This is a genomic window from Adhaeribacter sp., from assembly GCF_057359045.1.
Window position 1 is genome coordinate 88,396 of sequence record NZ_JBMQUD010000025.1, and the last position, 9,936, is coordinate 98,331.

The window sequence follows — 9,936 nt, forward strand, 5'->3', positions numbered from 1 at the left end:
TACTTATCTGATAACAAAGTTCAGGAATAGAATCAGGACAATGCTGATGACCATTGCAAAAATATAAAAGCCGATGGCACCCGTTTGCAGGAAACGCAGGTTACGGCCACCCGCAATGGTTATTTTACCAAAGCTGTTTACCACCGGGTCTACCAAGCCTTTCTCCACAAAGCGGTACAAACCCGTCGATAGCCACATAACCGGCTGCACAATTAGGGCATTATAAATTTCATCGATATAATATTTATTGTAAACCAGTTTGTGCAGCGGCGATAATTCGGTGGTTTCAGGAGCCGGAACTGCTTTTTTGCTCACGTACATGACATAAGCCAGAATAATAGCTACTACCGCTACGGCCACCGAAACAGCCATCAGCATATATTCGGTAGCATGGTCTAAATGAGCCGCTTCAAAAGCCGATGGTACCGCCTGACGGGCATAGCCAAAAATAGGGCTTAAGAAGTTAGATAAAATATGGTTTTCGCTAAATACCGCCGGTAAGCCCATAAATCCGCCAATGGTAGATAAAATAGCCAGGATAATCAAAGGAATGGTCATGCTGGCCGGTGATTCGTGTAAATGATGACGTTGTTCGTCGGTGCCCCGGAAGGTGCCAAAAAAGGTCAGGAATAATAACCGGAACATGTAGAAAGCCGTCATGAAGGAGGTTAATAAACCAAAAGCCCACATGATTTTACTGTGCTCATAGACTTGCGCCAATAATTCGTCTTTAGAAAAGAAGCCAGCAAACGGCGGAATACCCGAAATAGCCAGCGTACCAATTAAGAAAGTAATAAACGTAACCGGTAAATATTTGCGTAAACCGCCCATGTTCCTAATATCCTGCTCGTTGCTCATGGCGTGAATAACACTACCGGCACCTAAGAATAATAAAGCTTTAAAGAACGCGTGCGTTAACACGTGGAACAGAGAAGAGGTATAAGCCATTACGCCCAAGGCCAGGAACATATAACCCAATTGGCTCACGGTAGAATAAGCCAGCACTTTTTTAATGTCGTTTTGGAACAAGCCTATGGTGGCGGCAAAAACCGCGGTGGCTAAACCAATAATGGCGATAAACTCTAAAGTAGTAGGTGCTAAAGTATATAATACGTTGGAGCGGATTACCATGTAAATACCGGCGGTAACCATGGTAGCCGCGTGAATGAGCGCTGAAACCGGGGTTGGGCCGGCCATTGCATCGGGTAACCAGGTATAAAGCGGCAATTGGGCACTTTTACCCATGGCACCTACAAATAATAATAACGTTATGGCTACAATTACGGGTTGATTTACTTCGTGTAACTGGGCAGCCTGCTGAAAAATGTCGGCATAGGTAACACTACCGAAGGTCATAAACAATAAGAATATGCCCAATAAAAAGCCTAAGTCACCGATGCGGTTTACAATAAAAGCCTTTTTAGCCGCATTATTATAAGGTGTTACTTTGTTCCAAAAACCAATGAGCAAATAAGAACACAAACCAACGCCTTCCCAGCCAATAAACATCATTACGTAGTTGGAGCCCATTACCAGCATCAACATCGAGAAACTAAATAAGTTAAGGAAGGCAAAGAACTTACCAAAGCCGGCATCGTGGCTCATATAACCGGCCGAATATACGTGAATGACAAAACCAACGCCCGTTACCAGCAACAGCATAATCAGCGAAAGCTGATCAATCATAAAGGAAAAAGGAATATGCAGGTTTCCTACATTTATCCAATTAAATACATCAATTACGTAAGGACGGCCATCAAACTGAATAAACAGGAACAGCGCAATTAAGAAAGAAATTAAAACACTGCCGCAGCCAATTAAAGTAATGAGGCTTTTAGGTAAAGAACGGTTGCCCAAGCCGTTTATAATAAATCCGAGTAAAGGTAAAAGCGGAATAAGTAAGCAGAACAAGCCCAAATCGGAGTTGGTGGCGGGTAATATATCTGTTTGCATGCTTTAATTTCGTTGTTCGTTAATCATTGTTCGTTTTCGCGAACATGAATATTTTTATTTGAAAGTTTAAATACCTGATACCAATGTCTTGCTACCAACGTCCAATTATTACCATTTCAGGTTACTCAAAATATTAATATCGGTAGAGCGTAAGTTCCGGTAAATCATAACAATAATAGCTAAGCCCACGCAAACTTCGGCGGCGGCTACGGCCATAATAAAAAATACAAAAACCTGTCCGTTGGCATCAGAGCGGTACGCCGAAAAAGCTGTTAGTAAAAGATTTACGGCATTCAGCATTAATTCAATACACATAAAAATAACAATGGCATTACGGCGGGTGAGAACGCCTATAATACCAATAACAAATAAAGCGCTGCTGAAGAACAGGTAGTACTGTAAAGGAATGGTTCTGATTACCTCAGGAATTTCGTTCATTTTATCTTAGCTATGGTAGCTGTTTTATTATGAAATATAGCTTCTGCAAAAGCGGCGCAATTTACCGCCATTTTGCTATTTACCCAACTTAATGAGTTTTTATATAAATACAAATGGCGACACGTCCTGTCGCCATACTTGGTAAAATATTAAAAATGCCGCTGCTGCGATTCCTTTTTACCTAACATTACCGCACCCACCATGGCCGCTAAAAACAATACCGAAACTAACTCAAACGGTAATAAATATTTAGTAAATAATAAGTGGCCCAGGTTTTCAACCAATCCAATCTGAGAATCAAAGTTTACGGTATCTACCTGGCCCAACTCGGCATCTTTTAAAACCGCTATCATAATAACCAATAACAAACCGCCTGAAATAACGCCGGCAACCTTCATTAAGGTTGATTTACTTTGCGTTTGCTCGGTATCCGTATTCAGGTTCAGGAACATAATCACGAACAGGAACAAAACCATAATGGCCCCGGCATATACAATAATATTAACCGCTGCCACAAACTGGGCATTTAATAAAATATAATGACCAGATAGGGTAAAAAAGGTAAGGATAAGGCAAAGAACACTGTAAACCGGGTTCTTAGAGAATACTACCCCTAAAGCCGCAAACAAGGTTAAAAAAGTCAGGAAGTAAAAAAGGTTACCAGTCATTTTTGAGTGATTAGCGATTAGTAATTAGCGGTTAGTTTTAAACATAATAATAGTTTAAACAACAATCTACCTGCGGCGGAATAGCTAATTAATATCTGTATTTAATATTTTCTTTCGAATTTGCTTTGTCCAAAGGTTCTACCAGCCGGTCTTTGCCGTAAATAAACTCATCACGCTCGAAACGGGGCGGTACGGTTTTATCGTTTTGCAGAAACACCGCTTCTTTGGGGCAAGCTTCTTCACATAAACCGCAGAAAATGCAACGCAACATATTTATTTCGTAAGTCACGGCGTATTTTTCTTCGCGGTACAAATGTTCTTCGCCTTTTTTGCGTTCGCCGGCTACCATGGTAATGGCTTCGGCAGGGCAGGCCACTGCGCATAAACCACAAGCGGTACAGCGCTCCCGGCCTTGCTCATCGCGGCGCAATACGTGTAAGCCCCGGAATTCCCGGCCAAACTCCCGTTTTTGCTCCGGATACTGAATGGTAGGCTTTTTCTTGAAAAAGTGACGCAAGGTAATGGAAAGCCCGTTGAAAATAGCCGGAAGATACATCTTCTCCGCTACCGTCATCGGCTTTTGTTCCAATACTTTTTTTCTATTTGATAAGGATTCCATAATCTCCTTTGTGATTAAATCTTAAACAAAACCAGCTTACTATTACTTATTAAAATGCTCGTATAATAAAATAGCGCCGCCGGTTAAAATAATATTGATGACTGAAAGCGGGATTAATCCTTTCCAACCCAAGTTTAATAATTGGTCGTAACGGAAACGTGGCAAGGTCCAGCGTACCCACATAAAGAAGAAGATAAAAGAGAATATCTTCAGGAAAAATACCCCAACACCAATAAAGGTAATAATATTGTGAGCCAGCTGCTTATCGCTGGAAATAACACTTTCTAATTCGGCCTGGAACGGGAAGTTAAAACCGCCAAAATATAGCGTACTCATTACCGCCGATACCACAATAATATTTACGTATTCCGCAAACAGGTATAAACCCAATTTCATGGAGCCATATTCTGTATGGTAACCACCCACCAATTCCGCTTCGGATTCTGGTAAGTCGAAAGGCGTCCGGTTGGTTTCAGCAAAAGCACAGGTTAAGAAAATAATGAAACCTAAGGGCTGATAAAAAATATTCCAGTTCATGCCCGATATACCAAAGAGCGGTTCTGATTGCTGTAAAGCAATCTCGCGCAAAGAAAGTGTTCCGGTCATCATTAAAACTGCAATTAAAGATAGCCCTAAAGCAATTTCGTAGCTGATGTTCTGTGAAGCGGCCCGGATGGCACCCAACAACGAGAATTTATTGTTAGAGGCCCAGCCACCAATCATGATGCCGTAAACACCCAGCGAAACTACCCCAAAGATATACAGCATGCCAATGTTTACCTCAATGCCCTGGATGCGGATAGCGCCAAAATCATCGGATAAAATGGTATTACCAAATGGCACTACCGCACTGCTCATTAAAGCCGTTAACATAGCCAGCGAAGGACCGGCAATAAATAACCATTTGTTCGCATTGGCCGGAATAAACTCTTCTTTAAAGAATAATTTCACGGCATCAGCTAAGGGTTGGCCTAAGCCCCACGGACCTACCCGGTTTGGTCCCGGACGGTCTTGCAAGTAACCCGCAATCCGGCGCTCGGCCCAGGTGCAGTACGTGGCAATTAAAAGCGTAATACCAAATATGGCTAGTATAATTAAGGCCTGTATGGCTAATGCGGAAATCTCCATGCTTCTTTAGAAAGGTCTCGGAATAATTTGTAATTCTTTGGTAGTACTTTCGGGTAAATCGGCGATAATCTGCGGATTTACAACCGGTAATTCGTAATGATTGGCCGAAATAACCGATGCCCGGGCAATGTGGCGAGGGCCTTCTATGGTCCAGTCGGCTACTTCTTTTTTCTCGAACCGGCATTCGTTGCAGATAAATTCTACTAATTCGCCGTATTCGTTTTTACGACCTGTTACCCGCAGTACATCCGAACCACGCATCCACAATACTACTTTACCGCTACATTTCGGACAATCGCGATGCGCATCTACCGGTTTGGTAAACCACACGCGGTTCTTAAACCGGAATGTTTTATCGGTTAAAGCGCCTACCGGGCACACGTCAATCACGTTACCGGAGAAATCGTTATCAATCGCATTTTCGATGTACGTGCCAATTTCCGAAGCATCTCCCCGGCCTAAAACCCCGTGCACGCGCTTGTTGGTAATCTGGTCTGCCGTGTACACGCAGCGGTAACACAAAATACACCGGTTCATGTGCAGCTGAATTAGCGGCCCAATATCCTTGCGTTCGAATGTGCGACGCTCTTCTTCGAAACGAGTACCAGAAGTACCGTGCTCGTAGGAGAAGTTTTGTAAATCGCACTCGCCGGCCTGGTCGCAAACCGGGCAATCCAACGGGTGGTTAATTAATAGCATTTCTACCACGCCTTTACGCGCTTCTAAAACCTGCGGCGATAAGGTGTTTTCTACCACCATCCCATCCTGCACCGGCGTTACACAAGATGCAACCAGTTTCGGCATGGGGCGCGGGTCTTTGGCAGAGCCAGCGGTTACTTTCACCAAACAAGCGCGGCATTTACCGCCGCTGCCTTTTAAAGGCGTATAGTAACACATGGCCGGTGGCACCACATTGCCACCAATTTTGCGGGCAGCATTCAGAATAGACGTTCCATCCGGAACTTCCACCTCAATGCCGTCAAAAGTTATTTTAGCCATTTAATTTTAGTATTTAGTTGTTAGTGATTAGGTCTTAGTTTTTAAACCAAATAACCAGCACTAACATATTCCCTTTTAATTTTATTCGGTAGTTATCAAAGCTTAATTCCAGTTCTAACAACTACTATAAAGCTTCTTAGCCTTTAGAAAGTCTCTTTTTGCTATTGCAGTTAAACTAATTCCTAACTACTAATAACTAAAAACTTCCTAAGCAAAAGCTAAATCTTCCGCGCTGCTGTAAACAGCACCCGGTGCAGTCGCTTTTTCCGGATGTTTTACGTGCCATTCAAACTCATGCCGGAAATGGCGCACGGCACTGGCTACTGGCCAGGCTGCCGCATCGCCCAACGGGCAAATGGTATTTCCTTCAATTTGTTTCGACACGTTTACTAATAAATCAATATCGTGCATGTGGCCGTGGCCGTGCTCAATGCGGTGCAATATTTTCTCCATCCAGCCGGTTCCTTCGCGGCAAGGGCTGCACTGCCCACACGATTCATGGTGATAAAAGCGGGAAAAATTCCAGGTGTTGCGCACAATACAAGTCGTATCGTCCATCACAATAAAACCACCCGAACCTAACATGGTACCGCTCACAAATCCACCTTCCGATAACGATTCATAGGTCATCACGCGCGGTGTACCTTCGGCGGTTTTCAGGAATAATTCACCGGGTAAAATCGGCACCGAAGAACCACCAGCTACAATTGCTTTAAATTTCCGGCCTTTCCAGATGCCACCGCAATATTCATCGGAGAATAAAAATTCTTCTACCGGTAAACCTAATTCAATTTCGTAAACACCCGGGTTGTTAATATGACCAGAAGCTGAAATTAATTTGGTTCCGGTACTTCTACCAACTCCAATTTTCGCGTATTCTTCCCCGGTATTATTTACAATCCAGGGCACCGAAGCAATTGATTCCACGTTGTTTACCACGGTAGGGCAGCCATAAAGGCCCCAAACTGCCGGGAAAGGAGGTTTGTTACGCGGGTTACCGCGTTTACCTTCTAAAGATTCCAGTAAAGCTGTTTCCTCGCCGCAAATATACGCGCCACCACCCGGGTGCACGTGTAAATCTAAAGAGTAGCCAGAGCCCAGAATATTTTCGCCTAATAAACCGGCGGCATAACATTCGGCAATGGCTTTTTCTAAGATGCGCAGCACAAACATTAATTCACCGCGGATATAGATATAGGAAGTACGCGCACCTAAGGCATAACTGGAGGTAATCATCCCTTCAATTAAAGCGTGGGGAATTTTCTCCATCAACACGCGGTCTTTGAAAGTGCCCGGCTCGGATTCGTCGGCGTTGCACACCAGGTAGCGGGGCTTACCTTCCGGCTTAGCCAAAAAGCTCCACTTCATCCCGGTTGGGAAACCGGCACCACCCCGACCACGCAAACCAGACTTCTTCACTTCTTCCACCACCTCGTCGGGCGTCATGGTTTTCAGAGCTTTCTCTACACTCCGGTAACCACCCATTTTGCGGTAGGTTTCCAGGGTATTGATGCCCGGTACGTTTATATGTTCAGTTAATATTTTTAGTCCCATTGGGTTTAGTAGTTAGTAATTAGCTTTTAGTGATTAGTTTTTGCAAAAAATCTATAGGCTAATTTCTTTTTTATAAATCCTGATACCTGATACTTACTACCTGATACCAATTTTATTCTTTTCTTAAATCATCCAGCAATTGGTCCATTTTCTGCGGGTCCAGGTTCTCGTAATATTTCTCCCGAATTTGCAACATGGGCCCCATTCCGCAGGCAGCTAAACATTCTACAGTTTTCAGGGTAAACATGCCATCAGCACTGTTTTCGCCTACGTGGCAGCCTAAACGGTTTTCCAGGTGCTCAATTAAATGGTCGGCGCCGCGCAACATGCAAGGGCCGGTGCGGCATACTTCCAGCACGTGTTTGCCAACCGGTTTCAGGTTGAACATGGTGTAGAAAGTTGCTACCTCGTAAACTTCAATAGGTTGGATATCCAGAATTTCGGCCACTTTATCTTGTACCTGCGGACTTACCCAACCGCCAAATTCAGCCTGGGCAATGTGCAGAACAGGCAGAATCGCCGATTTTTTCCGGTCGGCGGGGTAATGTGAAATATATCTTCTGATTTCGGCCATGGCCGCATCCGAAAATTGTACTTCGTTTTGAGTTGTTGATTCCATCAACGGATTTATTTGTTTGGCCCCACCCTAAATTCCTCTCCAATGGAGAGGGACTTTTGTGGTTGCTGTTATTATTAAAACTAAAAACTAATAGCTAACCGCTAAAAGCTAAATATTAAGCGTCTAATTCTCCGGCAATTACGTTCATGCTACTTAAAATCAAGATAGCATCCGATAATTGCGAGCCTACTACCATTTCGGGGTAAGCCTGGTAATAAATAAAGCAAGGGCGACGGAAATGTAAGCGGTAAGGCGTACGGCCACCATCACTCACTAAATAAAAACCTAATTCGCCGTTACCACCTTCCACGGAATGATAAACTTCACCCACTGGTGCCTCAATTTCACCCATAATAATTTTGAAGTGATAGATTAAGGCTTCCATGTTCTTGTACACGGCTTGCTTCGGCGGTAAGAAATATTCCGGCGCATCGGCGTGGAATGGTCCTTCTGGTAGGTTCTCTAAAGCTTGCTGAATAATCCGGAAACTTTGCCAGATTTCTTCGTTCCGTACCATAAACCGGTCGTAGGTATCGCCGGTGGTACCTACCGGAATTTCAAAATCGAAATCCTGGTAAGAAGAATAAGGGTTCATGACGCGCACATCGTAATCGACGCCCGCTGCCCGTAAGTTTGGTCCGGTAAAGCCGTAGTTTAACGCCTTTTCTGCCGTCATCGGGCCTACGTCTTTAATGCGGTCCATGAAAATCCGGTTGCGGGTAAACATCGATTCGAATTCCTTCATTACTTTCGGGAATCCGTCAATCCATTCGCGCAGCTTATGAATAGCCACCGGAGATAAATCGCGCTCCATACCGCCAATGCGGCCCATGTTGGTGGTTAAACGGGCACCGCTGATTTCTTCGTAAATCTCGTATATTTTTTCCCGCTCCTGGAATACGTATAAGAAACCGGTAAAAGCACCAGAGTCCACACCCAAGATGGAGTTACAAATTAAGTGGTCAGCAATACGCGCTAGCTCCATCACAATTACCCGGATGTAATCAGCCCGCTTCGGCGTTTTTACGCCCAATAGTTTTTCTACCGTCATCCACCAGCCCATGTTATTAATAGGAGAGGAGCAATAGTTCATGCGGTCGGTTAGCGGGGTAATCTGGTAGAACGGACGACGTTCGGCAATTTTTTCGAAGGCCCGGTGAATGTAGCCGATTGTCGGAACGCCCGAAACAATCTTTTCCCCGTCCATCTGTAATATATTCTGGAAAATACCGTGCGTGGCCGGGTGCGTGGGCCCCAGGTTCAGCGTGGTAAGTTCACGTTCGTTTTCGTTATATTGAGCAGGCAGTGAATCCGGAATTCTTTCCAATCCCTGGGCATTTTTCACTTGTTCTGCTGTTTTAAATTCTGCCATTTGTTTTATAGTTGTTAGTTATTAGTTTTTAGTTGTTAGTCTTTTATAATGAAAACTTCAACTTCAACATTCAACTATTTATATTTTAGATTTTTAGTTAGTTGTTTTGATGATAATTTTTTAAGGACTAATCACTAACAACTAACTACTAAAAACTACCTTCCGAAGAACACGTCTACTTTGTCTTCGCGGGTACCATCTTCCAAGGGATATTCTTTCCGCATCGGGTGGTAGGTCATGTCTTCCACGTTTAAAATGCGAATCAAATTCGGGTGACCTTCGAACTGAATCCCGTAAAAATCAAAAGCCTCACGCTCCATCCAGTTGGCGGTGGCGTAAAGCTTGGTAGCGGTTGGAACAACTGGATCTTCAATCGGGAAGAATATTTTGATGCGTAGGCGTACATTGTGTACCAGGCTGTGCACATGATAGACCATGCCTAACTCTTGTCCTTTATTTTCCGGGTAATGAATACCGCACATGGTGGTGAGGAAATTCATTTTCAGGGTTGCATCGTGGTATAAATGCGTTAAAAGCGGAATAATCTGGTCGCGGGTAGTCGTAATGGTTAACAAACCATACGGCT

10 protein-coding genes are annotated in these 9,936 nt (G+C 43.9%); all 10 read right to left on the reverse strand.

The window, feature by feature from the left end; genetic code table 11:
* Positions 1-3: 3 nt before the first annotated feature.
* A complete protein-coding gene (nuoL, locus tag ACO1R6_RS04485) occupies positions 4-1,953 on the reverse strand; it encodes an NADH-quinone oxidoreductase subunit L (RefSeq protein ID WP_486262538.1) in 1,950 nt (649 codons plus the stop codon).
* A 108-nt stretch (positions 1,954-2,061) separates the two neighbouring features.
* Complete coding sequence (nuoK, locus tag ACO1R6_RS04490; RefSeq protein WP_486262540.1) at positions 2,062-2,391, reverse strand: NADH-quinone oxidoreductase subunit NuoK; 330 nt, start codon at positions 2,389-2,391, stop codon at positions 2,062-2,064.
* Between the two features lie 149 nt (positions 2,392-2,540).
* On the reverse strand, positions 2,541-3,059 hold the full coding sequence (locus tag ACO1R6_RS04495; RefSeq protein ID WP_486262541.1) for an NADH-quinone oxidoreductase subunit J family protein: 519 nt from the start codon (positions 3,057-3,059) through the stop codon (positions 2,541-2,543).
* 88 nt (positions 3,060-3,147) lie between these two features.
* The gene (locus ACO1R6_RS04500; protein ID WP_486262543.1) at positions 3,148-3,678 is read right to left on the reverse strand and encodes a NuoI/complex I 23 kDa subunit family protein; all 531 of its coding nucleotides are present in this window, start codon (positions 3,676-3,678) and stop codon (positions 3,148-3,150) included.
* 42 nt (positions 3,679-3,720) lie between these two features.
* Positions 3,721-4,806, reverse strand: a complete 1,086-nt coding sequence (gene nuoH, locus ACO1R6_RS04505; RefSeq protein ID WP_486262545.1) for an NADH-quinone oxidoreductase subunit NuoH — start codon at positions 4,804-4,806, stop codon at positions 3,721-3,723.
* 6 nt (positions 4,807-4,812) lie between these two features.
* Positions 4,813-5,805, reverse strand: coding sequence for an NADH-quinone oxidoreductase subunit G (locus tag ACO1R6_RS04510; protein WP_486262546.1), 993 nt, complete (start codon positions 5,803-5,805; stop codon positions 4,813-4,815).
* 207 nt (positions 5,806-6,012) lie between these two features.
* A complete protein-coding gene (gene nuoF / locus ACO1R6_RS04515; protein ID WP_486262547.1) occupies positions 6,013-7,359 on the reverse strand; it encodes an NADH-quinone oxidoreductase subunit NuoF in 1,347 nt (448 codons plus the stop codon).
* Between the two features lie 112 nt (positions 7,360-7,471).
* Positions 7,472-7,978, reverse strand: coding sequence for an NADH-quinone oxidoreductase subunit NuoE family protein (locus ACO1R6_RS04520; protein WP_486262549.1), 507 nt, complete (start codon positions 7,976-7,978; stop codon positions 7,472-7,474).
* 115 nt (positions 7,979-8,093) lie between these two features.
* A complete protein-coding gene (locus ACO1R6_RS04525; RefSeq protein ID WP_486262551.1) occupies positions 8,094-9,350 on the reverse strand; it encodes an NADH-quinone oxidoreductase subunit D in 1,257 nt (418 codons plus the stop codon).
* Positions 9,351-9,505: 155 nt separating this feature from the next.
* A partial coding sequence (locus ACO1R6_RS04530; protein ID WP_486262553.1) for an NADH-quinone oxidoreductase subunit C occupies positions 9,506-9,936 on the reverse strand: 431 nt, incomplete at its 5' end.